Source organism: Clostridium sp. CX1, from assembly GCF_025398335.1.
GTDB lineage: Bacteria > Bacillota > Clostridia > Clostridiales > Clostridiaceae > Clostridium_AM > Clostridium_AM tanneri.
Genome location: NZ_JAODOO010000009.1, coordinates 78,719 through 103,873, shown reverse-complemented (window position 1 = coordinate 103,873; position 25,155 = coordinate 78,719). Strand labels below are relative to the sequence as shown.

General features: G+C 31.9%; 23 protein-coding genes and 2 riboswitches. Of the genes, 20 read left to right on the top strand and 3 right to left on the bottom strand.

Annotated features, from left to right (window positions below; genetic code table 11):
• Positions 1-79: 79 nt before the first annotated feature.
• From N4T77_RS11660 to N4T77_RS11595, 14 genes are all read left to right on the top strand, one after another.
• Positions 80-1,186: a Gfo/Idh/MocA family protein gene (locus tag N4T77_RS11660; protein WP_261671974.1), complete on the top strand. Its 1,107-nt coding sequence runs from the start codon at positions 80-82 to the stop codon at positions 1,184-1,186.
• A 23-nt stretch (positions 1,187-1,209) separates the two neighbouring features.
• The gene (locus tag N4T77_RS11655) at positions 1,210-1,956 is read left to right on the top strand and encodes an N-acetyltransferase (protein ID WP_261671973.1); all 747 of its coding nucleotides are present in this window, start codon (positions 1,210-1,212) and stop codon (positions 1,954-1,956) included.
• 144 nt (positions 1,957-2,100) lie between these two features.
• Complete coding sequence (locus N4T77_RS11650) at positions 2,101-3,189, top strand: glycosyltransferase (RefSeq protein WP_261671972.1); 1,089 nt, start codon at positions 2,101-2,103, stop codon at positions 3,187-3,189.
• Positions 3,182-4,630, top strand: coding sequence for an O-antigen ligase (locus N4T77_RS11645; protein ID WP_261671971.1), 1,449 nt, complete (start codon positions 3,182-3,184; stop codon positions 4,628-4,630). Before N4T77_RS11650 ends, N4T77_RS11645 begins: the two co-directional genes overlap by 8 nt.
• Complete coding sequence (gene murJ / locus N4T77_RS11640) at positions 4,623-6,173, top strand: murein biosynthesis integral membrane protein MurJ (protein WP_261671970.1); 1,551 nt, start codon at positions 4,623-4,625, stop codon at positions 6,171-6,173. Before N4T77_RS11645 ends, murJ (N4T77_RS11640) begins: the two co-directional genes overlap by 8 nt.
• 34 nt (positions 6,174-6,207) lie before the next feature.
• The gene (locus N4T77_RS11635; protein WP_396125118.1) at positions 6,208-7,227 is read left to right on the top strand and encodes a glycosyltransferase family 2 protein; all 1,020 of its coding nucleotides are present in this window, start codon (positions 6,208-6,210) and stop codon (positions 7,225-7,227) included.
• 163 nt (positions 7,228-7,390) lie between these two features.
• Positions 7,391-8,548, top strand: coding sequence for an O-antigen ligase (locus N4T77_RS11630; protein ID WP_261671968.1), 1,158 nt, complete (start codon positions 7,391-7,393; stop codon positions 8,546-8,548).
• A 19-nt stretch (positions 8,549-8,567) separates the two neighbouring features.
• Complete coding sequence (locus tag N4T77_RS11625) at positions 8,568-9,680, top strand: glycosyltransferase (protein ID WP_261671967.1); 1,113 nt, start codon at positions 8,568-8,570, stop codon at positions 9,678-9,680.
• A gap of 14 nt (positions 9,681-9,694) precedes the next feature.
• Positions 9,695-11,242, top strand: coding sequence for a murein biosynthesis integral membrane protein MurJ (gene murJ, locus N4T77_RS11620; RefSeq protein WP_261671966.1), 1,548 nt, complete (start codon positions 9,695-9,697; stop codon positions 11,240-11,242).
• A gap of 41 nt (positions 11,243-11,283) precedes the next feature.
• A riboswitch (cobalamin riboswitch) is annotated at positions 11,284-11,467 on the top strand.
• 158 nt (positions 11,468-11,625) lie between these two features.
• Entirely contained in the window at positions 11,626-11,829 is a 204-nt protein-coding gene (locus N4T77_RS11615) for a hypothetical protein (RefSeq protein WP_261671965.1), read from the top strand.
• 79 nt (positions 11,830-11,908) lie between these two features.
• A riboswitch (cobalamin riboswitch) is annotated at positions 11,909-12,100 on the top strand.
• A gap of 178 nt (positions 12,101-12,278) precedes the next feature.
• On the top strand, positions 12,279-13,154 hold the full coding sequence (gene cbiQ, locus N4T77_RS11610; protein ID WP_261671964.1) for a cobalt ECF transporter T component CbiQ: 876 nt from the start codon (positions 12,279-12,281) through the stop codon (positions 13,152-13,154).
• 12 nt (positions 13,155-13,166) lie between these two features.
• Entirely contained in the window at positions 13,167-14,021 is an 855-nt protein-coding gene (locus N4T77_RS11605) for an energy-coupling factor ABC transporter ATP-binding protein (RefSeq protein ID WP_261671963.1), read from the top strand.
• Positions 14,022-14,060: 39 nt separating this feature from the next.
• Positions 14,061-14,813, top strand: a complete 753-nt coding sequence (locus N4T77_RS11600; RefSeq protein WP_261671962.1) for an energy-coupling factor ABC transporter permease — start codon at positions 14,061-14,063, stop codon at positions 14,811-14,813.
• On the top strand, positions 14,813-15,136 hold the full coding sequence (locus N4T77_RS11595; RefSeq protein ID WP_261671961.1) for an energy-coupling factor ABC transporter substrate-binding protein: 324 nt from the start codon (positions 14,813-14,815) through the stop codon (positions 15,134-15,136). The genes N4T77_RS11600 and N4T77_RS11595 overlap by 1 nt, the downstream gene beginning before the upstream one ends.
• A gap of 181 nt (positions 15,137-15,317) precedes the next feature.
• On the opposite strand, the gene N4T77_RS11590 is transcribed toward N4T77_RS11595, so the two are convergent.
• From N4T77_RS11590 to N4T77_RS11580, 3 genes are all read right to left on the bottom strand, one after another.
• Positions 15,318-15,917 carry a nitroreductase family protein gene (locus tag N4T77_RS11590; protein WP_261671960.1) on the bottom strand — a complete coding sequence of 200 codons (600 nt, stop codon included), beginning with the start codon at positions 15,915-15,917 and terminating at the stop codon, positions 15,318-15,320.
• An 87-nt stretch (positions 15,918-16,004) separates the two neighbouring features.
• Entirely contained in the window at positions 16,005-16,706 is a 702-nt protein-coding gene (locus N4T77_RS11585) for a pirin family protein (RefSeq protein WP_261671959.1), read from the bottom strand.
• A 290-nt stretch (positions 16,707-16,996) separates the two neighbouring features.
• A complete protein-coding gene (locus N4T77_RS11580; RefSeq protein WP_261671958.1) occupies positions 16,997-17,305 on the bottom strand; it encodes a helix-turn-helix domain-containing protein in 309 nt (102 codons plus the stop codon).
• Between the two features lie 268 nt (positions 17,306-17,573).
• Here N4T77_RS11580 and N4T77_RS11575 point away from each other — a divergent pair, with 268 nt between their 5' ends.
• The 6 genes from N4T77_RS11575 to N4T77_RS11550 all read left to right on the top strand — a co-directional run bounded on the left by N4T77_RS11575 (position 17,574) and on the right by N4T77_RS11550 (position 24,992).
• Positions 17,574-18,215, top strand: coding sequence for a TVP38/TMEM64 family protein (locus N4T77_RS11575; RefSeq protein ID WP_261671957.1), 642 nt, complete (start codon positions 17,574-17,576; stop codon positions 18,213-18,215).
• Between the two features lie 230 nt (positions 18,216-18,445).
• Entirely contained in the window at positions 18,446-18,841 is a 396-nt protein-coding gene (locus N4T77_RS11570) for a hypothetical protein (protein WP_261671956.1), read from the top strand.
• 102 nt (positions 18,842-18,943) lie between these two features.
• Complete coding sequence (locus N4T77_RS11565; RefSeq protein WP_261671955.1) at positions 18,944-21,025, top strand: cell wall-binding repeat-containing protein; 2,082 nt, start codon at positions 18,944-18,946, stop codon at positions 21,023-21,025.
• Between the two features lie 365 nt (positions 21,026-21,390).
• On the top strand, positions 21,391-23,448 hold the full coding sequence (locus N4T77_RS11560) for a cell wall-binding repeat-containing protein (RefSeq protein WP_261672041.1): 2,058 nt from the start codon (positions 21,391-21,393) through the stop codon (positions 23,446-23,448).
• Between the two features lie 101 nt (positions 23,449-23,549).
• Positions 23,550-24,203 (top strand): sugar transferase, encoded by a 654-nt coding sequence (locus tag N4T77_RS11555; RefSeq protein WP_261671954.1) that lies wholly within the window; start codon positions 23,550-23,552, stop codon positions 24,201-24,203.
• Positions 24,204-24,275: 72 nt separating this feature from the next.
• Positions 24,276-24,992, top strand: a complete 717-nt coding sequence (locus N4T77_RS11550) for a WecB/TagA/CpsF family glycosyltransferase (RefSeq protein WP_261671953.1) — start codon at positions 24,276-24,278, stop codon at positions 24,990-24,992.
• The last annotated feature ends 163 nt before the right edge of the window (positions 24,993-25,155 follow it).

The following is a 25,155-nucleotide window of genomic DNA, read 5'->3' as shown; positions in this document are numbered from 1 at the left end:
CCACTGTTAATTGTCCATTATTAATTTACAGATTAGTAAAGTATATAGAGTTATAACTTGAAAATAGAGGGGTGTTTTTATGAAAAAGTTGAAATTTGCCATTATTGGATGCGGAAGAATATCATACAAACATGTAGAAGCATTAGTTGCTAATAGAGAGGAAGCTGTCTTGGTAGCTACTTGTGATATAGCACAGGAGAAGGCTGAGGAAAAGAAGAAGGAATATCTTTCAAAATTAGATGAAAGTATAGAAGTAGGGGTATATGTAGACTATAAGGACATGCTTAGCAAAGAAGATATAGATGTTGCAGTTATAGCTACTGAAAGCGGATACCATCCAGAAATAGCTATCTATTGTATGAATGAAAAGAAGCATGTTATAGTTGAAAAGCCAATGGCACTATCTATAGAAGATGCGGATAAAATGATAGAATGTGCAAAAAGTAATAATGTGAAGTTATGTGTAAGTCATCAGAATAGATTTAATGCACCAATACAACAGCTTAGAACTGCAGTAGAAGAAGATAGATTTGGAAGACTTGTTAACGGAACAGCAAGAATACTTTGGAATAGAAATATGGGATACTATACTCAAGCACCATGGAGAGGAACCTGGGAGCTTGATGGAGGTACCCTAATGAATCAATGTATACATAATATAGATTTACTTCAATGGATGATGGGTGGAGAAATAGACACAGTATATGCACAGTGTGATACCTTCTTGAGAGATATTGAAGCAGAAGACTTTGGAGCTATAATTATACGCTTCAAGAACGGAGCTATAGGAATAATTGAAGGAAGTGCCTGCGTATATCCAAAGAATTTAGAAGAAACCCTAAGCATATTTGGAGAAACTGGAACAGTATCTATAGGAGGGCTAGCAGTAAATAAAATAGAAACTTGGAGATTTGCAGACAATAAGGATAACGAAGATGAAATATTAAAAGCTCAAGAAGGAGATCCAGATACAGTTTACGGCTTCGGTCATATTCCACTATTTAAAGATATGATAGATGCTATAAATGATAATAGAGAGCCTTTAATAAATGGAGAAGAAGGAAAGAAAGGTATGTCTATAATTCTTGCTGCTTATAAATCAAGATTAACTGGAATGCCTGTAAAGTTTCCAATGGAAAGCTTCTCAACTATGGAAATGGTAGGAATAGATAAGATAAATAAATAATTGAAAACGTAGGAGATGAATATATGGAACAACAGTATATATCAGAAAAGGCAACCATCGGAAGCAATGTAACCTTTGGAAGGTTTGTAGTTGTAGAAGAGGATGTTGTTATAGGAGATAACTGCTTAATAGGCCATAATGTAGTTATACATAAAGGAACAAAAATAGGAAATAACGTTAGAATAGATGATAACTCTGTAGTTGGAAAACAACCTATGAGATCTGTTAACAGTATATTCAAAGATGAAAAGGAATTTCCACCAGCAGTAATATCTGAAGGTTGTTTAATTGGAGCAGGAGTTATTGTTTACTGTGGATGTGAAATAGGAGAAAAAACCTTAGTTGCAGATTTAGCTACAATAAGAGAAAATGTTACAATAGGAAGCAAGACTATCATAGGCAGAGGCGTTGCCGTTGAAAACTTCTGTAAGGTAGGTTCAAATTGCAAATTAGAAACAAATGTATATCTAACTGCTTATTCTGAAGTTGAAGACAATGTTTTTATAGCGCCAGGAGTGGTAACTTCAAATGATAATTTTGCAGCTCGTTCAAAGGAAAGATATAACCACTTTAAAGGTGTTACAATTAAAAAAGGTGGTAGAGTAGGAGCACAGGCTACAATACTTCCAGGTAAAATAGTAAACGAGGATGGATTTGTAGCAGCAGGAAGTGTAGTTACAAAGGATGTAGAAAAAGAAGTTATAGTTGCCGGAAATCCAGCAAAAGAATTAAAAAAGGTTCCTGAGGATCAGCTTCTTAGAAACCAATAGATGTATAGTTAAAAGTAAGGAGTTAAGAGTGAGTAGTTAGGACAGTTTTTCCTCTGGGAAAACTAAAGCAGAGGTTAATTTTTATACACTTGTATAAAAACATAAACAACTCTTAACTCCTAACTTTTTTAAGGGGTGAATTAAATGGCTAAAATATGTTTTTTAGCAGATGCTGATAGCATTCACACTAGAAAATGGGTGGATTATTTTTCAAGCTTTAATAATGAAATTTATCTAATATCTATGAGAGCTACCAAGTATAGCTATAAAGATAATGTTAGAGTTATTGTTGTAGAACCGCCATTTAAGAACAAGCTATCATACTTCTTTATTTTAAAAGAGATAAAAAAACTAGTACAGGAAATAAAACCTGATATTTTACATAGTCACTATGCTACCAGTTATGGATTATATGGAAGGATCAGTGGGTATCATCCATTCATCATTTCTGTATGGGGCAGTGACGTATATGAATTTCCAAAGGGGAGTACTTTGAAATCCAAGCTTTTAAGATATATTTTAAAGGGTACAGATGCAGTTTGTTCCACAAGTAAGGATATGGCAAGGGAAACAAAAAAATATTATGACCATAAGGAAATAACTATAACTCCCTTTGGCGTAGATGTAGATAGATTCAATATTAAGACTCCAGTTTTGTCAAAGGATTACATAACCATAGGAGTAGTAAAGAACTTACATAAAATATATGGAATTGAGTACTTAGTAAAGGCTTTTAGTAGCTTGTTAAAGGAAACAGAAAAAGATATTAGGTTAATGATAGTTGGAGATGGAAGCGAAAGAGAAAACTTAGAAAAACTATGCAGTGAGCTTGATATAGTTTCCAAGGTTAACTTTACAGGGAATATAGATAACAGCAGTGTACCAGAGTACATAAATAAGATGGATATAGTTTGCCTGCCATCTTTAAGTGAAAGCTTTGGAGTTGCTGCAGTTGAGGCTTGTGCCTGTGGAAGACCAGTTGTATCTACTAATGTAGGTGGCTTAAAGGAAATAGTAATTGATGATTATAATGGGTATTCTGTTGATCCCGAAAATAGTGATTTAATTAAAGATAAATTACAAACACTAATAGAAGATGAAGATAAAATTAGAAAGTTTTCAGTAAATGCTAGAAAAGTAGCAGAAGAAAATTATAACTGGACTGAAAATGCAGCAATAATGAAAAATTTATACGAAAAAATTATGCAATTAGGGGGACCGATGGATGTATGAACTAAGTAAGAAAAGTAGTATTTATCTGTTGATAGTTTTTATTTTTCTTTTAATTTCATCAGTAATAAATAAAAACTTTATAATAAATGGATTATTTTTATTAAGTGTTATTGCAGCTTGTGGGTTAACAAAATCACGCAGCTTATATGAGAATGTATACTATACCTTATTGGTATCCGGTATTTTTGAATATGCATCCTATTTTCCTAGACAGGAAAAATTATATTATTTTCATATAGTTTTAGTTTTAGCAGCTATTCTCACTGTTTTTAATCTACTATCAAATAGGTATGAGTTAAAAAAAGTGAATAAAAAGCTTTTAGGTTTTTATGTAATTTGGTTTCTTTATATATGCCTAAGTTTTATTTGGTCAAAAAATAAAGGATTAAATATAAAATATATAATAATATATGCAATGATGTTTACCTTTATTTTTATTTTGGTTACCTTTAACAATTCAAAAGAGAGATTTTATAATACATTAAAGGTAGTAGGCTTTGTATTCTTACTTACTGTTATAATAGGAATGATAGAAGCAATAACAGGAACTCAGTTACCTGTAAAACATTACTATGATAGTATTTTATATAAACTTACATTGAAGGAGCTTATAGTTTTAAAGAGCAGACCGGTAGTGTTCTTCTTTAATGCAAATAACTATGCTACCTTCTTAAGTATTGGAATTCCTTTTGTACTATACCTCTTTTATGCTGCAAGATCTTCAGCAGGAAAAATATTTTATGGATTAGCTTCATTACTTACTTTCACTGCTTTAGTACTTACAAATTCAAGAGCAAATATCTTATCAATAACTTTAATAATGATAGTGTATACCTTAGCTTTAATAAAGGAAGGCAAGCTAAAAGGCTTGGCCTATGCTTTAATTATTGCCATAGCCTTCACAGGTGTATATAAGTATAGTTACAAGATGGTTAAGCATGGTGTAGAGTATGAGCAAAAGATGATAGAAAAGATGGGCAGTATGACAAAGATAGGTAAAGCTGAGATAGGCGAAGAAGGCTCTGAAAATGTAAGAGCAACTATTATCTATGACGTTGTCAATGGGGTAATAAAAGAGAAGAAGCTTCTGGGCTTCGGAGCAGGTAATACTGTGCAGCATCTTATGGATATGGATAACACCCATGGAATCTACAGTCCACATGGACTTGCTGTAGAAGTATTAGGAGACTTTGGATTATTTTTGGTGATTTACGGATTATTTTATTTATATCTACTCTATAATCTATTGATAATTGCTTTAAGAAAAGAGGGAATAAATAAATATATTGCATATTCTCTGTTTACAGCTTTAGCTGGATTTACATTAGGAAGTTTTTCACCAAGTTCTGTAACATATTTTTTACCTAATTATTTATTATTTGCTTTAAGTATTTCATTCATTCAAATTAATACAGTAAAGGGTAATGGAAGATATGAGTAATAAAGGGAAATTAGCAACTACTGCAGGTTTAATTGTTATTTGTACTTTTATAAGTAAGTTTCTAGGACTTTTAAGAGATAGTATAACTGCAGCTAAATATAACACTGGTGACCTAGATGCCTTTTTTCAGGCATCTAATGTTCCAATGGTGTTATTTATAATGATAGGTGCAGCAATAACTACCACTTTGATACCTCTATATAATGAAAAATTAAAAGAGGGAAAAAAGGAAGCTGTAGATTTTATAAGTAACGTTTTAAATGTATTTATAGTTGTTACTGTAGTTATATCAATTATATGTATAGTTTTCAGCAAACCTATAGTTACATTATTAAACCCAGGATTTGTTGGAGCAAAACTAGATTTTACTCAAAAGCTTACTAATATACTAATACCAACCTTGATTTTTAATGCAGTTATATACATTTTTAATGCAGTTCTCCAATCAGAAGGGAATTTCACTATTCCTTCATTGGTGGCATTACCTTTAAACGCAATAGTAATAGGATACTTAGTATTCTTTGGCAGCAACCATGGTATAGTTGGATTAACTATTATCACCTTTATAGCAACCTTTGCACAGATAATTCCTCAGGTTATTGCTATGAAAAGGGTTGGGTTTAAATACAGCTTTAAGATAGATTTTAAAGACCCTATGTTAATAAGAATGTGTATTATGTTAGTTCCAGTAATACTGGGAACTGGAGTTCAACAAATCAATACTTTTATTGAAAGAGCTCAGGCGACACATTTTGGAGAGGGAAGTGTTACATACCTAAACTATGCCTATAGGGTTTTTGCACTTTTTGTGGATATTTTTGTAGTTACTTTATCTACAATTATCTATCCTAGAATGGCGAAACAAACAGCTAAGAATGAAATATCAGAAATGAAAAAGACTTTAAGTGAGTCTATAGGAATGTTAATATTAACTATACTTCCTATATCATTTATTGTTATGGCTCAAAGCAGACCTATAGTATATATATTATTTCAAAGAGGTGCTTTTAAAGAGGAGTCTACCATACAGACAGCATTGCTATTAACCTTTTATGCAATAGGACTTTTAGCCTTTGGTATGAGAGATTTTGTCTGCAAGGCTTACTACACTTTAAAGGACACAAGAACACCTATGATTAATAGCGCAATAGCTATGGTAGTTAATATAGTCTTAATTTTTGTTTTTGGAAAGACTATTGGACTTAGAGGACTAGCTTTAGCCAATGCTACATCAATGTATATAGCCTGTGGACTTTTAATTTATACTTTAACAAAGAAGATAGGAAGTATAAATGGAGGATATATTATAAAAACAGCGGCAAAGACAATAATTGCATCTATACCAATGGTAATAATTATAAGACTTTTAAATACTTTACTTTCACTTAACTATGATTCAATGGTTTTAGTATTAGTTAAAGTTGCAATTTCTTCTTTAGCTGGTATAGTAGTATTTGTTATAGTGTCAATAATAATAGGAATAGAAGAAGTAAAGGGTATAAGAAACTTTATATCTAAGAAAATCAACAGGAAAATTGGTTAGGTTTTCCAAACTTATATAAAACAGGTAGGTGAATATGGTGGAAACTGTTTCAATAATTATTCCGTGTAGAAACGAAGAAAAGTATATAGAGGAATGCTTAAATTCCTTTGTAAATCAAAGTTATCCTAAGGAAGGCTTTGAGGTTTTCGTTTGTGACGGAATGTCAACGGACAATACTAGAGAACTAGTGAAAAAATATGAAGAAAAGTACGGTAACGTAAAACTTGTGGATAATCCCGGACTCTCCGCTCCTAAGGGAATGAATGAGGGAATTAAAAAAAGTAAGGCAGATATTGTTATAATATTTGGCGCTCATGCTTATGCAGATAAAGATTTTATAAAATATAATGTTGAAGCTTTAAAAAATAAAGAAGTAGGATGTGCTGGTGGTCCTATAGAAACTATAAGTGAAGATGATAAGGGAACTGCTATAGCCTTAGCAATGAGTTCACCTTTTGGAGTTGGAAATGCACTTTTTAGGTATGCTCAGGAAGAAACCTATGTAGACACGGTAGCCTTTGGAGCTTATAGAAAAGAAGTTTTAAATAAAATAGGATATTTCGATGAAGAATTGGTAAGAAATCAAGATGATGAGCTTAATTTCAGGGTGGTAAAAAGCGGATATAAGGTTTTGTTAACTCCTAAGGTTAAGTCCTGGTACTATAGCAGGTCTTCCTTGAAAAAGCTTTGGAAACAATACTATCAGTATGGCTTTTGGAAGGTAAGGGTAATGCAAAAGCATGGTAAGCCGGCGTCTATAAGACATCTAGTTCCTATGCTCTTTGTATCCACTAATGTTTTAGGTATAGCACTTGGAATATTCTTCAAACCAATACTGTACTTATGGTTTTTAGAGGTGCTTTTATATCTAACTTGTGATATAGCTGCAGCCATTAAGGTTTCTAAAGGAAAATCTAGAGTTCTAAAATACATACCATTTATATTTCCTATATTACATATGAGCTATGGTATTGGATTTATGGAAGGATTAGTTAGCTTCTACTTATTAAAATCAAATAAATCTATAGAAAAGAATACTAAAATGTCTAGATAGTATCTACAGATTGGTGTTAAATTGGTAATATAGCCTAACCAATAATATATTGCAAAGTAGGTGTTAAGAATTGCATGTAGCAAATTCTATATTGTATCTAATGATATGTCTATATATTATATTTAATCCCTTAATTCCTAAAACAAATATAAAGGGTATTAGTTTGTCAGGAGATACATTACTATTTTTAATCTTTTTACTTTATTTTGTAATTCTTCTTTTCCTAAGAGAAAGAAGAATAAAGTTTTTTAGATCCTTAAGGGATTTTTTTACAGACTACTTAAATTTGTTCATGGTTGGACTATTTGTAGTAATGACTGTATCTGTAGCTTATTCTACAGAAAAAGGATTGGCAATATCAGAAACCTTTAGATTTGCAACATATTTACTGTTATTCTTTATAATAAAATATGAATTTAATAAGAGTGCGTATATAAAAGGTTTTATAAATTCCTATATAGTGTGTATTACTATAATGAGCATATTTGGTATATATCAATATTTTACCGGAGCATACTTAAGCAAAGGCTTTGTTAACACTGATGGATTTTTAGGAAGACCTAGGGTTACGGTTTCCTTGGACAACTCCAATAATTTTGGAGCCTTCCTAATATTAGCTATTTTTCCAGTGGTAATGCTCTTAATATATGAAAAAAGTATTAAGAAGAAGGTATTCTTAGGAATTTTATCTCTTTCACTGCTTATAAATATAGTTTTTTCATACTCACGTAATGCAATGATGGGACTTGTAATAGGGCTTATAATACTTGCCTTGGTATATAGCTGGAGACTGCTGATTCCTATTGGTGGTGTTACAGCATTACTATTCTTGATTCCTCAAATAGGGGGAAGGCTATTAGAAATAGGAAAAGGTTCGGAAAACTATACTAGATTAAAGCTTTGGAAAACTGCCTGGTATATGATTAAGGAGCATCCTATCTTTGGAGTAGGTAACGGAAACTTTGTAAGCTTATACGATAGCTATGTGGAAAAGTATCCTGAGCTATATATTTACTATGAGTATAAGAGATTTCCTACTCATAATTCCTATTTAAAAGTTCAAAGCGAATTAGGGGTAATGGGAATTGTATTTTTTATAGGGATTTTAATTTCTGCCCTATTGAAAATTAAAAATTTAATCCAATTTACGGAGGATAAGCTCTATAAGTATTTTTATACTGGCTTTTTTGCCTCTATGGTATCCTTTTTCTTTATGAATCTGTCGGATAACCTATTCTTTGTACCTAAAACAACAGCTTTCTTCTGGCTGCTTTTAGCTATGGCTGAGGGAATTATTCTTTCAGAAAAAGGTAGAGGTTAATAATTTTGTTTATTTGGAGGTGTTTAAAATTAAAGTACTTCAAGTAATATCTGGTAATGACAATGGAGGTGGTGGAAACCACCTCTTAAACTTAGCTTACTATTCAAAGGATAAGTTTCACTGCGTTATAGGAGCCCTTGGTAAAGGAGCCCTCTATGACAACGGAAAAAAGCTAGGATTAGATGTTGTTCAGTTTAATGGTAAATCTCCTTACAAAGGAGAAATACTAGAGTACGTTAAGAAAAATAATATAGATATAGTTAACTTTCATGGTGCAAAAGCTTTTTTTATACACTATTTTTTAAAAAACAAGCTTAATGTACCTTCTACTGCCACTATACATAGTGACTATAGAAGGGATTTTCTAAATAGTAAATTTAAGCATATGTTTTTTACACCTTTAAGTATTAAGGGTCTTGAAAGCTTTAAAAACTACATATGTGTATCTAAGTATATTAAGGACTTGGTGGAAAAAGATAACTTTCAAGGGGAAAAGTTTTTAATCAATAATGGTATAGACTACAGCAGTGTAGAAATCTGTGAAAGCAAAGATAAAATAAGAAGTCAGTACAGCATTGGCAGAGATGATTTTTTATATGTTAATGTAGCAAGAATGCATCCTATTAAAAACCATTTTAATCTTATAGAAGCCTTTAACAAGTTGAAAAAGGAAATAGGGGATATAAAATTAGTTTTAGTTGGTGACGGTGAACTAGAAGAGAAAGTAAAGGAAAAGGTTAAGGTTTTAGGCTTAGATAATGATATAATTCTTACTGGTTTCAAGAAAAATCCAGTAGATTTTGTAGCTGCTTCTAATGTAAGTGTTCTAACTTCCTTTAGTGAAGGAGGATCACCGCCTTTAGTGGTTTTAGAAAGCGCTGCAGTTAAAAAGCCTTTTATATGCTCGAGAGTAGGGGACATAGAAGAGACTATAAACAAAGATAGAGGGTTTTTAGTAAATCCTTATTCAGTAGAAGATATATACAGCAAAATGAAGGAAGCCTATGATAAAAAAGGGCAATTAAATGCTATGGGATGTAATTTACATGATTTTGTTAAAGAACAATATTCTATGGATAGTTTTTGCAATGGATATTACAAGGCTTATACAAAGATACTTCAGGGAAAATAATTGGAGTGAAAATAATGTCAGGAAAAAAAATTATAAAAAGTTCAGTAGTAGTTATGGTGCTTATAATATTAGGAAAGATATTGGCCTTAGTGAGAGATGCTTTAATAGCAGCAAAGTTTGGTGCTACTTATGTTACTGATGTGTATAATTTTGCATTGGGTTTAGTGTATCTTCTTACCACCATAAGTTACGGTTTGACGACAACCTTCATACCCCTTCATACAGAACAACTGGAAAAAAGTATTAAAAAAGTTAGAGATAAATTTGTATACAATGTTATTAATCTCTCTTCCATAGTTACAATATTGATATCTGTAATTTTAATAATATTTGCTAAGTATATAATATATATCTTTGGACACGGCTTTGGAAATGACCCAGTGGTGTTTTCAACATCGGTAAACATAACAAGGATAATGCTGTTATCTCTAATATTTATAAGTATTCAAAGTGTTATTACAGGGGTTTTACAAGCTCATAAGGAATTTTATGAACCAGCTGCTATGGCAGCAGTTTCAAATGTGGTTTATATAGTATATTTATTGCTTTTAACTAATAAGTATGGAATAATGGGCTTTGCTGTAGCTACAGTAGTAGGTTTTATTATGCAACTTGTAATAAATATACCTAAGTATTTAAAGCTAGGCTACAAATACGAGGCGGTTATAGATACTAAAGACAGAGAAGTACATAAGATGTTCAAAATGATGATACCAGTTATAATAAGTACTTCTGTAATTCAATTAAATGTCTTTGTAAATAGATCTTTTGCAACAAATATATTTTATGGGGCAGTTACGGTTTTAGATTATGCCAATAAAATAAACACTTTAGCTTACGAGGTCTTCGCTATTGGAATTGCCATGATTGTATATCCAACTTTATCAGAGTTGGCGGCTAAAGGAGATAAGGAAGAGTATAAAAAAGCATTAGTAAAGTCAATAAATACTATAATGCTTATAATGGTTCCAGCGGCAGTAGCTATAGCTGTTTTAAGAACACCTCTTGTAACGGTGATTTTTAAAAGAGGAGCCTTTACCAATGAGGCAGCAGGTTTAACAGCAAATGCGCTCCTTTTCTATTGTCCTGCTATGATCGCCTATGGAGTTAGGGATATTTTAAACAAAGCCTTCTATTCTGTGAAGGATACAAAAACGCCTATGATTAACAGCTTTATAGGTATAGCTATAAATATAGTAATAAATATATTTATTATAAAGTACATGCAGGTTTCTGGGCTTACTTTGGCTACCACCTTATCAGCAGTTATAACCACAATTATAATGACCTGGCAGTTAAATAAAAAGCTTCAGGGTATAGAAATAAGAAATGTAATAAATAGTTTTATAAAAATTACTGTTTCTTCTGTAATTATGGGTGGAATTATATACTTTATAAATAAGATAGCTATGGCGTCAATAGCATCGGAAATGCTGGGAAGTTTAACTTCCATAATTATTTCCTTTATATTAGGAACGGCTACATACTTTATATTAATATATCTACTTAAGGTGGAAGAGTTTAATAGTACAATAAGAACTATTAGAAATAGAAAAGTTTAAATCATTGACATTAATTACTAATAGGTATAAACTAGAATTAAATTTAATAATAAGATATAGGTTTAATCAATTTCGATTAATTAAAAGGGAATCAGGTGAAAATCCTGGACTATCCCGTAGCTGTAAAAGATGAATTTAAATACATTAAGCCACTGGAAAACTGGGAAGGCGTATTTAAATAATGATTCTTAAGTCAGAATACCTGCCTATATTATGCACTGTAAACTCTACGAGTGATAGGGGGGGCGTTATTATGATGGTTTTGTTGATTTTTTATGATTGAACAAGCTCTTATAGTATTTCCTTTTAACACTTTTGTTAAAAGGATTTTTTATGTTTGTTATGATTTTAGCCTATAATATAACAAAATTAAGGAGGTTTTTATGCGTATTAAGGATAATCATTTAAAATCATCAACGAATAGTGTAATTACAGGGGCTATACTGGCAGCATGGTCAAAATCAGAAAAAACTAATAGCTCTACAGTAGATATATTAAATAGAAAAGATTTTACTGTCACAGCAGATATAAATGAGTATATAGAGAAAGATTTATTTAAAGAACATTTAATGTTAAATATCTGGTAGTACAGTAAGAAATAAATAGTTATTGATTATTAATAGATGTGCATTTAAGCCGATATCCTGAAGAAAAAAGTAAAAAAATTTAATATTAATAGTATTAGGTGCTGCCATTAATTCAAAATGGAGTTAAAAGGGAAAGTGGAAAAGCCACTGCAGCCCGCCGCTACTGTGAAGAGGATGAAACCTTATTATGTCACTGAATAACATTGTTCGGGAAGACGAGGGAGTAAAATGAATCTGAGCCAGGAAACCTGCCTAGTATCTTGTTGATTCTTTCGGAGGGGAAGATATATGCAGCTATAAAGTTATAAGTGTTTAGTTAATTAATGAAACATATTATTTCGTTGCTTCTAAGAGAACCTCTAATGGTTCTCTTTTTATGTGCTATAAATATTAATAACTAAATTGTACGAGAGAGGTTTGACATGAAAATATTCATTATTTTATTCACCATGTTCCTGATAGCTATCTTTTTCTTCAAAGATAAGAGACGAGATGGTCACACCCATGGTGATAAGACATATCGTCACCATCATAGAATTGGACATAAACACGGAGAGGGGTTTTCAGTTGATTTTTACGCTTATAATTCTAAAATTAGATATTGGAACCCTACCTTTAAAGTATCTCTTGCAGTTTTGACCTTGATTCTTTGCATTGTATTGGATAATCCATATGTGTCTACTGTAGTCATTATTGCAATGGCTTATCTGACCATTGTAAAAGGAGAACTTCCCATAGGTGAGTACTTACCAATACTGGCAGTTCAAATAAGCTTTATACTCATCGGCACTTTTACTATTGGAATTGATTTTTCAAAACAATCGATGGGGCAGTACAACTTGTATCTTGGCTTCTGCTATGTTTTTACTTCCCAGGCAAAGCTTAAGGAAGTCATTTTCCTGATTCTTAAGGTTTTTGCAGCAATTAGTGCGCTGCAGATGATGATACTGTCAACTCCATCTTCTGAAATTATATATGTGCTCCGAAAGGCACATGTTCCAAAACTTATTGTAGAGCTGATGAATATAATTTATCGTTACATTTTCATTTTAATAGATGTCTATACTAAAATGAAAAATTCCGCAGAATCTCGTCAGGGATACTGTGATTTTAAAACATCCTGTTACACATTTGGAAGTATTACAAGCAATATGCTGGTTATTTCGTTGAAGAAGGCAAACTCTTACTATGATGCTATGGAGGCCAGATGCTATGATGGAGATCTTGTATTTTTAGAGGAAGATAGAAAGGTGGAGGCAATACAGATTGTTTCAGCAACAATATTCATAATTTTTTTAATTATACTCCGGAGCTTTACACGGTAGAAAGGAGCAATTATGAAAAAATCAATATTAGAGGTTGAAGATCTATACTATGTTTATGGAAATGGAAAGTCTGCACTAGAGGGCGTAAGTGTGAGTGTTTATGAAGGGGAGAAAATAGCTGTCCTTGGGTCCAATGGCTCGGGAAAGTCTACATTTTTCCTGAATATTAACGGTGTATTTACAGCAGAACAGGGAAAAATTATTTACCGGGATACAGTGATTAATAAAAAGAATTTAAAGGAACTCCGAAAAAATATTGGAATTGTATTTCAGGATGCAGACAATCAAATTATTGCATCTACAGTTATGGCAGAGGTTGGATTCGGACCAATGAATTTAAAACTTCCGAAAGAGGAAGTACAGAGAAGGGTTGATGAAGCACTGGCATACATGAATATCTCAGATTTTAAGGATCGTCCGCCGCACTACTTGAGTGGTGGCGAGAAGAAGCGCGTCACCATTGCGGATATTATTGCTATGAAATCGGAAATCATCATTTTTGATGAACCGATGGCAGCATTGGATCCATTAAATGCGTTAATGTTAGAAGAAGTTTTAGATAAGCTTAGTTCTGAGGGGAAGACAATGTTGATTTCCACTCATGATGTAGACTTTGCATACAGATGGGCTGAAAGAATTCTTGTATTTTATCAGGGACAAATTATTGCAGATGGAACACCTTTAGAAATTTTTCAAGATAGGTCAATTTTAAAACGGGCGAATTTAAAACAGCCAACTATGCTGGAGGTCTATGAAATGCTTGTAGAGAAAAATGTACTAGAAGATACAAAAGTCTATCCGAAAAGTACAGAGGAACTTGAGAAAGTTCTAGAAAAACAGGAAATTTCTCTAGGTGATTTAGCTTAGATTAATATTAATTAAAATAACATAAGGGGGAAAAATAAAATGAATCAAAAAGAAAAGAGAATTATTACTATTATGACAGTATTTACGTTAATTTTCGGAGTAACTACCATAGCAAACGCAATGCACATCATGGAAGGGTATCTTCCACCAAGATTTTGTATTATATGGGGTGCTATATGCTTTCCATTTTTAGTAACAGGTTACTTATCAATTAAAAAAACGTTATCAGAAAATCGTAAATCCATAACTGTTCTTGCTATGGCAGGTGCATTTATTTTTGTAATTTCATCTTTAAAAATTCCGTCAGTAACAGGAAGTTGCTCACATATGACAGGTACTGGGCTTGGCGCAATTTTATTTGGGCCTGCTGCAGTCAGTATTTTAGGTGTTATTGTGTTAATTTTTCAGGCAATTTTGCTTGCTCACGGAGGATTGACTTCCCTTGGTGCTAATACATTTTCCATGGCTATTGCAGGTCCGTTGATTTCTTATGGGATTTATAAATTATGTGGAAAGCTGAAGGTAAACAGACATGTAGGAGTTTTTCTAGCAGCAACAATTGGTGATTTATTTACTTATTGTGTAACAAGTATTCAACTTGCACTTGCATATCCAGCTCAAAACGGTGGTTTCCAGGCATCTGCAGCTAAGTTCCTTGCAGTATTTGCACCGACGCAGCTTCCACTTGCAATTATAGAAGGTATTTTAACTGTTGTCATCATTATAGGACTTGAAACATATGCAAAATCTGAATTAACAGGTCTTAGATTTCTTAAAGGGAGTGAAAATTAATGACAAAGACAAAAAAGAAAGTTATTAGTTTACTAGTTATTGCTTTATTAATAGCGGTTATACCATTATTTGCATTAAAGGGTGCTGAATTTGGCGGCTCCGATGATGCAGGAAGCAAAGTCGTTTCTGAGATTACTGGTACAGAGTATAAGCCCTGGTTTACACCTGTTATGGAGACTTGGATTGGCGGAGAATTACCAGGTGAAATTGAAAGTTTACTCTTCTGTGTACAGACAGGTATTGGAGTAGGTGTTTTAGCCTTCTATATGGGAAGATTAGTAGAAAGAACTAAAAAAGAAAATCAGCAAAGTAAAACTGCATAGGGTTTTACTACATTTACATAACTAAAAAGTAAAGAAAAAATAGCTTAGTTTTTTTCTTAGAATACCAAGAAGAAAAATCAGCTAGATATTAAAGTTTATTTCTAAAAAGGGCTGCCGCGTTATAATGCGGCAACCTCTTTTTTTAAAATGCTATTAATTTTACAACATATTAAAGTACAATTTACTTAAATATCTTAACACGATTTTCTAGTGGTTGGAACTGTTTTTCATCAGGCCTAGCAGTTGGCTTTCCAAATGGCATTTGTGCAATTAACTTCCAGTTGCTTGGTATGCTCCACTCTTTCTTTACATCTGTTTCAATAAGTTCATTGTAGTGTTGTAATGACGCTCCAAATCCTTCAACTTCTAATGCAGTCCAAATGACAAATTGATGCATTCCACTTGCTTGCTCAGACCAAACTGGGAAGTTATCCTTATAAAGGGCAAATTGCTTTTGAAGAGACTCTACTACACTAGTATCTTCAAAGAATAAAACTGTACCATATCCATTTCTAAATGAATTTATCTTTTCTTCAGTTGAACTAAACTTGTCAGCAGGCACAATCTTTCTCAGTGCTTCCTTTGTAATATCCCATAACTTATCATGATGATTTCCTAATAATAAAACTACCCTTGCACTTTGTGAGTTAAATGCTGATGGGGTATGCTTAACAGCATGATCTATGATTTCTTTGATTCTATCATCTGAAACCATAGCCTCCTTGCTAATTCCATAAAACGTACGTCTGTCTGCTACAGCAGTTAAAAAATCCTTTGACATTTAATCATTCCTCCATATTATATAAAATATTTCTTTCTACCATTTGTAAATAAAACTTAATGTACCTTCCATATGATTTAAATACTATTACTCTTGTTTATTCATATCTAAAATCAAAATATGAGAAGTTTCCTTTGCTTTTATTAGAATATCTTCTTCAGCTATTTCTAGTGCATCCCTATTAGCTAATTCAATATTGTTTATTATTGAAGTTCCCTCTATTTGAACTAAATATGCCTGTCTTCCTTCTTTTACTGGAAAGTCTATTTCTTTTTCTTTTTCAAGTTCTAAGGAATAGATATTAATATCTTGATTTATCTTTATTGGTGCATTTCCAGTTTTACTTGAAACCATATGAAGCCATTTATTGTGCCTGTCATCCCAATTAAATCTATAGTCTCCATAGTTAGGTTTATATCCTTGTTTATCAGGGAAAATCCATATTTGTAATAATCTTAGTATGTCTTTTCCAAGGTTGTGCTCACTATGATATACTCCTGTTCCTGCACTCATATACTGAACATGACCCCGAGTTATAGTATTCTTGTTTCCCATACTATCTTCATGAGTAAGCTCACCATTAACTACATAAGATATTATCTCCATATCTCTATGAGGATGAGTATCAAATCCAGTATCAACCTCAATTAAATCATCATTTATTACTCTTAAAACTCCGAAATTTATGTTATCTGGATTATAATATTCAGCAAATGAAAAATGGAATTTACTTCTTAACCATCCAAGATTGCTGCTTCCCATGTTTTTACTTTCTATCTTCCTTAACATTTTACACCTCTCCCTCTATTTTATTGTTTGCAAATTTAACTTAAAACATAAATTAATATTTCTATATAACTTATCTTGATACTTACTAATATTTATCTCAAGCATTTATTCAAGTTGGTTACTAATAGTAACTAACTTTAAGTTTATTATTACATAATCAATAAAATTAGTCAATAGTAATTATTAATTAAAAAGAATATATTATTGAACCCTTATCCTAATATACACAAAAAGAAAGAACCTCCTATTAGTTTAGGAGGTTCTTTATCACATTATTCCGATTATCTTCATTATGTCCATTTCTCTGCCCATTTTTGAATTTCATCCATAACAGCTTGTAGTTCTGTTCCTTTTTCTGTAAGTTCATATTCTATACGCACAGGGGTTTCTGGATAAACCTTTCTGATGACTATTCCTTCATTCTCCAGCTCTTTAAATCTTTCGGTAAGCATACGAGCGCTCATATTAGGAATTGCTTCTGCTATTTCAGAAAACCGCTTTTGTCCACTTAATAATGTTCTTATAATTAACCCAGTCCATCTTTTTCCTAATAATTCAAAGGCATTTTCAAACTTTGGGCACATATGATATTTTTCCATATCCATTCACCACCTTTTATTAATATATCACAGTTACTTAATAAAAGTAAGTGACTTATTATAGTATACCAATATAAGGATTTATTATAATTTCATTTTTATCTTTTATTATATATTCCTATGTTATTTTTGTTAATTGGAGATGAAATTTAGTATATAGTACTGTTCTTATATAATTTCTTAACAAATCTTAAGATTTATATACGAAGGTTTTTAAGAATTTCTTTATACAATAATACTTATAGATTGTATAGAGGAGGAATTCCATATGAGAAAAATAAGCAAAATCTCAATAATAACTGTTTGGCTGGCTTTAATATATATGTTATTTAGAATAAATTTATTATCAGGAGATATAAATGATTTAAATCAATTCATCAATAACTGTGGTACCTATAAGATTATAATATTTATAGCTTTATCTTCATTAAGAATAGTAGCATTAATTCCTAGTGCAGTATTTATGATTCTAGGTGGAATTATATTTAATCCTATAGAGGGGGGAGCTCTTACTCTTGTTTCAGTTATATTAAGTGAAACCATCCTTTATATAACATCAAAGGTTTTAGTTAGTTCTGATATAACCAATTATCTTGTTAATAAATATCCTAAGCTTTATAAACTGTTACTTAAAAATAACACAAAAATATTAGCTATAGGTATTTTATGCCCAATAGCTCCTTCAGATGTAGCTTGTTTTTTGGCTAGTTCTACAGGATTAAATTATAGAAAGTTTATCTTAACAGTAATAGCTGCTAATATACCAATGATAATACTTTATAGCTTTCTTGGAGATAGTGTTATGTCTTCCGCTAACAATGTAATTATAATTACGTTTATTATACTTATAATAAGTATCTATTCCATATACTTATGGAATAAAGAGCAGAAAAATCAAAGATTAGCTTAAAAGGAAGGTTTAGTACCTTCCTTTTTATACCTTAAAGATTGAATAGTGCTATGTTAAAAATACTGATACTTTCTGCGAATATTGAGGATACATAGATAGTATGATATTATGGAATTAAATTACAATTGTTATATTAGACTAAGTGTTAGTCTATAAAACTATTAAAGATGATAGACTTTCTTCCTATGTAGCTCATAATAATATTTTAATAATAAAAGGGGATGGACTTTATGAATACAGGAGAAAAAGTTTTGAAGTCTTTTTTATTTGTTGCATTAAATACGATTAATATTGGCTTTATATTTATATCGGTGACTATTTGGATGTCTCCAATTTATACGGTTCAAGTTTATAAAATCGAAAATCCAGTTTTTATAGTGCCATACTTAGCTTTTTTATATATAGCTGTGGCATTAGCATTGGCTATACTAAAAAAGTATTTTTCTATATCACAAAGTAATGTATTAATACCACTTTTAGCTCCAGCTATGTTTCTTATTCCTATTTTCATTATTGATGTTTCTCAGTACGTTGCAATGTTATTTGTAATTCTAGGAGGCGGTGCTTTGATTCTAGCAATAATAAGAGTCACTATTAAAGATTTGCTTCGGGTCTACAAGGAATAAAATTTGCTGTAATGTGTAAAATAATATGTTAAAATTGTATTAAATATTATGTATAGAATATTTAGCAAATAAGGTTTCACTTTTGTATTGGAGGGAAAAGCATTGAACAAAAGATTAAAAAAAGTTATGGGGTTTGCAATTGTGTTAGCTGTAACTTTATGCTCAGTTAGTTTTGGAAGCCTAGAAAAGGTAAGTGAAAGAAAAGTCTATGCTGAAACATCTGGCAAAACCTACTACGTTTCTCAAAGTGGTGGATACGGATCTGATGAACTGGGCAGTATTTCTAATCCATTTACAAGCATACAAGAAGGCATCAATAGGCTGCAACCAGGAGACACTCTCTTGATAAGAGGCGGAACCTATCATGAAACCACAGATGTTACGAAAGGCTTCCAAAAAGATGGTTCTGAAAATGCTTGGATTACCATTAAAAACTATCCTGGTGAAGAAGTTATAATGGATGGTGATTATAGATTAAACTGGGCAGGAAAAAATGCACCAGACGCCATAACTTTCAATGGAGTCTCTTATTGGAAGGTTGAAGGTATAAAAATGACAGAGTATACAGGAGCAGGAATTTACATAACAGGTAGTAGCAGTCATATAGAAATGAATGATTTAACTATTTGGAATATAGATTACCCTACCTATAGAAGTCTTGGTACATCTGGTATACAGGGAGAAAACTCAAGCCACTGCACAGTAAGAAACAGCAATATTTATAATATAGGATTAAAAGTAAACAAGCCTAAGGATCACGGTATATACATAGGCTATGGAGCAAGTAATTGGGTTTTTGAAGGAAATAAGATTCATGATAACGCCGGTGCTGCAATCCAGATGTATGGAGAGCCAAATGGTGGAAGCAACTCTACTGTCCAAAACAACCATCTTTATAATAACCATGCTTATGGGCTAGCAATAGGATCTAAGGCTACAAACAATTATATAAATAATAATGTATTTTATGGAAATACCTTTGACGATGTATATATGCTTGAAGGAGCAGTAAAGAATTATTTTAGAAACAACCTATTTCTTTCAGCTAACAGTAACTACAATGTTCAGTTATCTGATGAAAGCTCAATAGATAACTCCTTTGACAATAACATTTACTATAAGTCTAATGGAATACCAGTTAACAGATATGATAAAACCTTAAAATTCGATGAGTGGAAGGCTTATTCACAGGAATACAGCGGAAGATATATAAATAGCGGTAATGAGGCAGAAGCACTTATTAGAAGCTGGTCACCGGTAAGCGGCAAAAAGTATACAAGCAGTAGATTAAGCGGCTTAGATAGATTTGAAACAGCAAGAAAAATAGCAGAGGGATTTAATAATGGAGCTGTTGGAAGCGTAGTAATTACATCTGGGTATAACTTTCCTAATGCTTTAAGCGGCAGTGTATTAGCGAAAAAGCTAAATGCTCCTATTCTACTGGCAGGGAATTCATCTTCTGAGAATAGCAATGCGCTGCAGTATGTAAATACCCATTTAAACAAGGATGGAACAGTTTATATACTTGGAAATAGTGAGGAGATAAAAGAAGATGTAGTTAGAGAATTAAATAACTTAGGATACGGTAACGTAAAGAGATTAAGCGGCAGCAGCAAGTACGATACAATTAAGGTAATAAATGATGAAATCGACGCAGCAGAAGGTACACCAATAGTTGTTGCAGGAGGAAATGCATTTGCTGATGGTTTGAGTATTTCAACTATAGCAGCATCAAAGGGATACCCTATTGTACTCACAGATGCTGATGCTTTATCTAAGGAGGCACTAGATACAATTAAAAAGGTAAAACCTTCAAAGGTTTATATTGTAGGAGGGGCTGGAGTAGTATCAGAAAATATTAAAGAACAAATAAAAACTACTGCAGGTTTGTCTGAAAATAATATAACCAGAATATGGGGACAGGATAGATACGAAACTTCTTTAAACATTGCTAAGCATTTTCAGTTAAAGAGTGATACTGTTACCTTTGCATCTGGAGAAAACTTTCCAGATGCACTATCAGGCAGTGTTTATGCTGCTAAGTGCAGTGCTCCTGTAATCCTAGTTAGTAATGACATAAAGAAACAAAAAGCTTACGTAGATAGCAAGGAGTATTTAAATCAGGTAATATTCGGTGGAACTGGAGTTATAAGTGACACTGTAAAGGCTAACTTAATAAAATAGTACATTGACGCTATAGAATCTTTAAACTAGGAGTAGGCAAAGGTTTACATCTTACCTTATTCCTAGTTTAACTTTGTAGTTAAAGAATAGTGAATAATTTATCGGGTTTACATATTAGTTCTGTTTCAAAATTGCAAATATTAACTTACGGTAAACTTTTATAAATAAGGCAATAGTGTTAATGAAATGAATAAATTACTATGGTATAATTAACGTCGTGTGCTTAATAATGTAAGATATCATAATGGCAATAGAGCTTCAGATTAAAAAGATAATCTGGAGCTTATAAATTGTTATGATTAATTCATACTTTAACACAAAGTTAAACATAATATATTAGGTGAGGGGGAATTCAGTTGCAAAAGATGAAGATTAAGAAAATGAAATATTTAAAAATCATTTTTTTTACTTTAGTTATATGTTTAAGCTTTCAATTTTTTATAGAAGGTAACAATACAACAGTATACGCAAGTGCTGGAAAAAACTTTTATGTTTCAACGCAGGGAAATGATAAAAATAATGGAAGTTTGTCCAGTCCTTTTAAAACAATTCAAAGAGGATTAGACGAACTAAAACCGGGAGATACTCTTCTAATAAGAGGAGGAGTGTATCACGAAACCACAGATGTCTTTAATAAAAGTGGTTCTCCAACTGCATGGTATACTATAAAGAACTATCAAAATGAAGAAGTTACTATGACTGGTGATTATAAGCTTAACTGGGGTGGTAAAACTGCACCGGATGCAATAACCTTTAGAAACAGTTCTTTCTGGAAAATTCAAGGGATAAAGATGACTAAGTATACTGGGGCAGGTATATATGTAACAGATAAAAGCAGCTACATAGAAATGTCTGATTTAACTATTTGGGATTTAGATTATCCAATTTACAGACCTTATGGTACATCGGGGATAGATGGAGAAAACTCAAGCTTTTGTTCAGTTAAAAACAGCCATATATATAATATAGGCTTAAAGGTAGATAGGCCAAAGGATCATGGAATTTACATAGGTTACGGTGCTTATAATTGGACTTTTGAAAATAATAATATTCACGATACTGCCGGTGCAGCAATTCAGCTTTATGGAAGTCCAAATGGTGGAAGTAATTGCACAATAATCAACAATCGTCTATATAATAATCATGCATATGGACTAGCTATTGGATCTAATGCAACTAACAATTATGTAAGTAATAATATGATGTATGGAAATAATTGGTCTGATGTGTACATGCTAGAAGCTTCTACTAACAACTGGTTTAAGAACAATTTATTCTTAACAGGATATAATAATTATAATGTACAGTTAACGGATGAAAGCTCTGTAGACAACTCATTTGACTATAATACATACTATAAAAATAACGGATATGTAGTTAATAGATATGACCAAATATTAAATTATGAAGAATGGAAGTCTTATTCTCAAGAGTCATCTGGTAAATATTTAGACGAACCGGATGAAGTAGAAGAAAGTATTAAAAATTGGGCTCCTTTACAGGTAAAACAGTATTCAACAAAGAGACTAAGTGGGGGAGATAGGTTTGAGACTGCAAAGAGAATAGCAGAGGAATATAATAGTGGAACTGTTGAAAATGTAGTGATAACCTCAGGTTACAGTTTTACAAATGCATTAAGCGGTAGTGTATTAGCTAAGAAGCTAAATGCACCTATACTTCTATCTGGAGGAATGGATGAAGAGAACACAAGTGCAATTGAATACATAAAAGCACACTTAAAGGAGAAAGGCAAGATTTATATACTTGGCAATGAAGGAAACGCAAATGAAAGAATAATTATAAGGTTAAAAGCTTTAGGTTATAATGATATAAAGATATTACAAGATGGTGAAAAATACGGAAGTGTAAAAGCTATAAATGATGAACTCAATACAAATCGTGGTACACCTGTAATTATTGCATCTGGTAATGCTTTTGCTGATGGACTTAGTATATCAGCTGTGGCAGCGGCTAAAGGTTATCCAATAATATTGTCAGATGTAGATAGTCTGCCATTAGAATCAGAGGAAACTATTAAAAACATAAGACCTTCAAAGATTTATATAATTGGAGGAACAGGTGCAGTATCTGATAATGTAAAGGATAGAGTAAGAAAATTATCCGGTGCTTCAGAGGAAAATGTAATTAGAATATGGGGAGAAAACAGATATAGTACATCTGTAAATATTGCAAAGACTTTTAAGCTAGATGGAAAGGTTATTACTATGGCATCAGGAGAGAATTTTCCAGATGCACTAGCAGGAAGTATTCTCGCAGCGAAGCTTAATGCTCCTTTAATTCTAATAGGGGAAAATAACAATGAACAAAAGAAGTTTATAGATGAGGGCCAGTGTACTGAGCAGATTATATTTGGAGGAACAGCTTCTGTTAGTGAATATACACAAAGAAATTTAGCTAGGTAAAGACTTAAGATTTTCTATATATTGTACAAATAGCTTGTAAATGTGCCGTATATTTGATATGCTTTATATTTGTAGATATATTTTATCCTAGGAGGATGTTTATGAACCCGGAAGATATAAAAATAAGTGTAGAAAAAGAAATAAAGGGTAAAAGAATACAGTTCTTATTAAAAAGACTAATGGATATAATTTTATCACTTATAGGTATAATTATACTATCTCCAGTTTTTATAATTCTTTCTATATGGATTAAGATGGATTCGAAAGGGCCTGCTGTATTTAAACAAATTAGAGTAGGTAAGGATGGAAGAGATTTTACCATATATAAATTTAGAACTATGGTTGTGAATGCAGATAAGAAAAGGGAGTTAGAAATAGATCCAACTAATTTAGGTAACTTTGTATTTCAAAGCAAGAGTGATAATAGAATAACTAAATCAGGAGCTTTTTTAAGAAGAACTAGTTTAGATGAGATTCCTCAGCTATTTAACGTATTAATAGGAAACATGAGCTTAGTAGGTCCAAGACCGGAGATACCAGATGTAGTTAAATACTATCCTGAAGCCTATAGACAAAGGCTTTTAGTACCTCCTGGTATAACAGGACTAGCACAGGTAAGTGGAAGAGGAGAAATCGAGTTAGGTAAAACTGTATTTTATGATTTAACCTATATTAAGAACTTTTCTGTATGGTATGATATAAAAATACTATTCAGAACAGTATTTTCCGTAGTTAAAGAAGAAGGGGCTTTTTAATAATTATAAATTGGGGATTGGAAATTGGAGATGCGGTTTCCAATTTCCTTTTTATTATATTCGGAGGTAAAAATGTTTACTAAAATACTAAAGTATAGTGTTTTCAGTGGAAATAAAGAAGAACTTATAAGTTATATAGAAGGTTTCGAAAAGATAAATATAGTATCAGGCAACCCTGAAGTTTTGCATAATGGGCTTAACGATAAACTGTTATTCTCAAGCTTTACCGGAGAAAGAACAGTAATTATTCCAGATGGTATTGGAACAGTGCTTGCCTCAAAAATAATTAAAAAGCCTGTAAAAGAGAAAATTGCAGGTATAGAGGTTATGGAAGAAATAATAAAAAAGTGCGAAAAAGAAGGTAAGGGAATATATCTTGTTGGTGCTAAGGAAGAGATTCTAAGAGGATGTATTGAAAAACTTAAAAGTAAATATCCTAGGCTAAATATAGCAGGAAGTCATAATGGATATTTTGATTTAAAGGATTGTGACCATATAATAGAGGACATTAAGGAAGGTAATCCTTATGCTTTGTTTGTTGCTATGGGATCACCAAGACAGGATTTATTTATTATCAGTAATATGGATAAGCTTCCCTGCAAGGTTTTTATGGGAGTAGGGGGAAGTTTTGATGTGTTTTCAGGTAAGGTTAACAGAGCTCCAAATTGGATGATTAAATTTGGATTGGAATGGTTGTACAGAGTTTGTAAGGAACCATGGAGAATTAAAAGGCTATCCTCCATACCTAAGTTTCTATTACAGGTAGTAAAATACAATAAATATAAATAAGTTTTTAAGACTTCATGCTTTTTTAAGTAGTGGGGTCTATTTTTTTTGCTTAAACTTTGAGAATATGTTTATAATCTGACAGAAAACCGTGGTATTTTCACTGAATATTTAGAATATATTGAAGGGTATTTGAAATTTATAAAGAATATTAATAGTATAAAAT

Excerpts from the sequence above, each read along its gene's own strand:
- N4T77_RS11660 (WP_261671974.1), top strand. The coding sequence starts at position 80 with ATGAAAAAGTTGAAATTTGCCATTATTGGATGCGGAAGAATATCATAC.
- N4T77_RS11655 (WP_261671973.1), top strand. The coding sequence starts at position 1,210 with ATGGAACAACAGTATATATCAGAAAAGGCAACCATCGGAAGCAATGTA.
- N4T77_RS11650 (WP_261671972.1), top strand. The coding sequence starts at position 2,101 with ATGGCTAAAATATGTTTTTTAGCAGATGCTGATAGCATTCACACTAGA.
- N4T77_RS11645 (WP_261671971.1), top strand. The coding sequence starts at position 3,182 with ATGTATGAACTAAGTAAGAAAAGTAGTATTTATCTGTTGATAGTTTTT.
- murJ (WP_261671970.1), top strand. The coding sequence starts at position 4,623 with ATGAGTAATAAAGGGAAATTAGCAACTACTGCAGGTTTAATTGTTATT.
- N4T77_RS11635 (WP_396125118.1), top strand. The coding sequence starts at position 6,208 with ATGGTGGAAACTGTTTCAATAATTATTCCGTGTAGAAACGAAGAAAAG.
- murJ (WP_261671966.1), top strand. The coding sequence starts at position 9,695 with ATGTCAGGAAAAAAAATTATAAAAAGTTCAGTAGTAGTTATGGTGCTT.
- N4T77_RS11615 (WP_261671965.1), top strand. The coding sequence starts at position 11,626 with ATGCGTATTAAGGATAATCATTTAAAATCATCAACGAATAGTGTAATT.
- cbiQ (WP_261671964.1), top strand. The coding sequence starts at position 12,279 with ATGTTCCTGATAGCTATCTTTTTCTTCAAAGATAAGAGACGAGATGGT.
- N4T77_RS11605 (WP_261671963.1), top strand. The coding sequence starts at position 13,167 with ATGAAAAAATCAATATTAGAGGTTGAAGATCTATACTATGTTTATGGA.
- N4T77_RS11600 (WP_261671962.1), top strand. The coding sequence starts at position 14,061 with ATGAATCAAAAAGAAAAGAGAATTATTACTATTATGACAGTATTTACG.
- N4T77_RS11595 (WP_261671961.1), top strand. The coding sequence starts at position 14,813 with ATGACAAAGACAAAAAAGAAAGTTATTAGTTTACTAGTTATTGCTTTA.
- N4T77_RS11590 (WP_261671960.1), bottom strand. The coding sequence starts at position 15,917 with ATGTCAAAGGATTTTTTAACTGCTGTAGCAGACAGACGTACGTTTTAT.
- N4T77_RS11585 (WP_261671959.1), bottom strand. The coding sequence starts at position 16,706 with ATGTTAAGGAAGATAGAAAGTAAAAACATGGGAAGCAGCAATCTTGGA.
- N4T77_RS11580 (WP_261671958.1), bottom strand. The coding sequence starts at position 17,305 with ATGGAAAAATATCATATGTGCCCAAAGTTTGAAAATGCCTTTGAATTA.
- N4T77_RS11575 (WP_261671957.1), top strand. The coding sequence starts at position 17,574 with ATGAGAAAAATAAGCAAAATCTCAATAATAACTGTTTGGCTGGCTTTA.
- N4T77_RS11570 (WP_261671956.1), top strand. The coding sequence starts at position 18,446 with ATGAATACAGGAGAAAAAGTTTTGAAGTCTTTTTTATTTGTTGCATTA.
- N4T77_RS11560 (WP_261672041.1), top strand. The coding sequence starts at position 21,391 with ATGAAGATTAAGAAAATGAAATATTTAAAAATCATTTTTTTTACTTTA.
- N4T77_RS11555 (WP_261671954.1), top strand. The coding sequence starts at position 23,550 with ATGAACCCGGAAGATATAAAAATAAGTGTAGAAAAAGAAATAAAGGGT.
- N4T77_RS11550 (WP_261671953.1), top strand. The coding sequence starts at position 24,276 with ATGTTTACTAAAATACTAAAGTATAGTGTTTTCAGTGGAAATAAAGAA.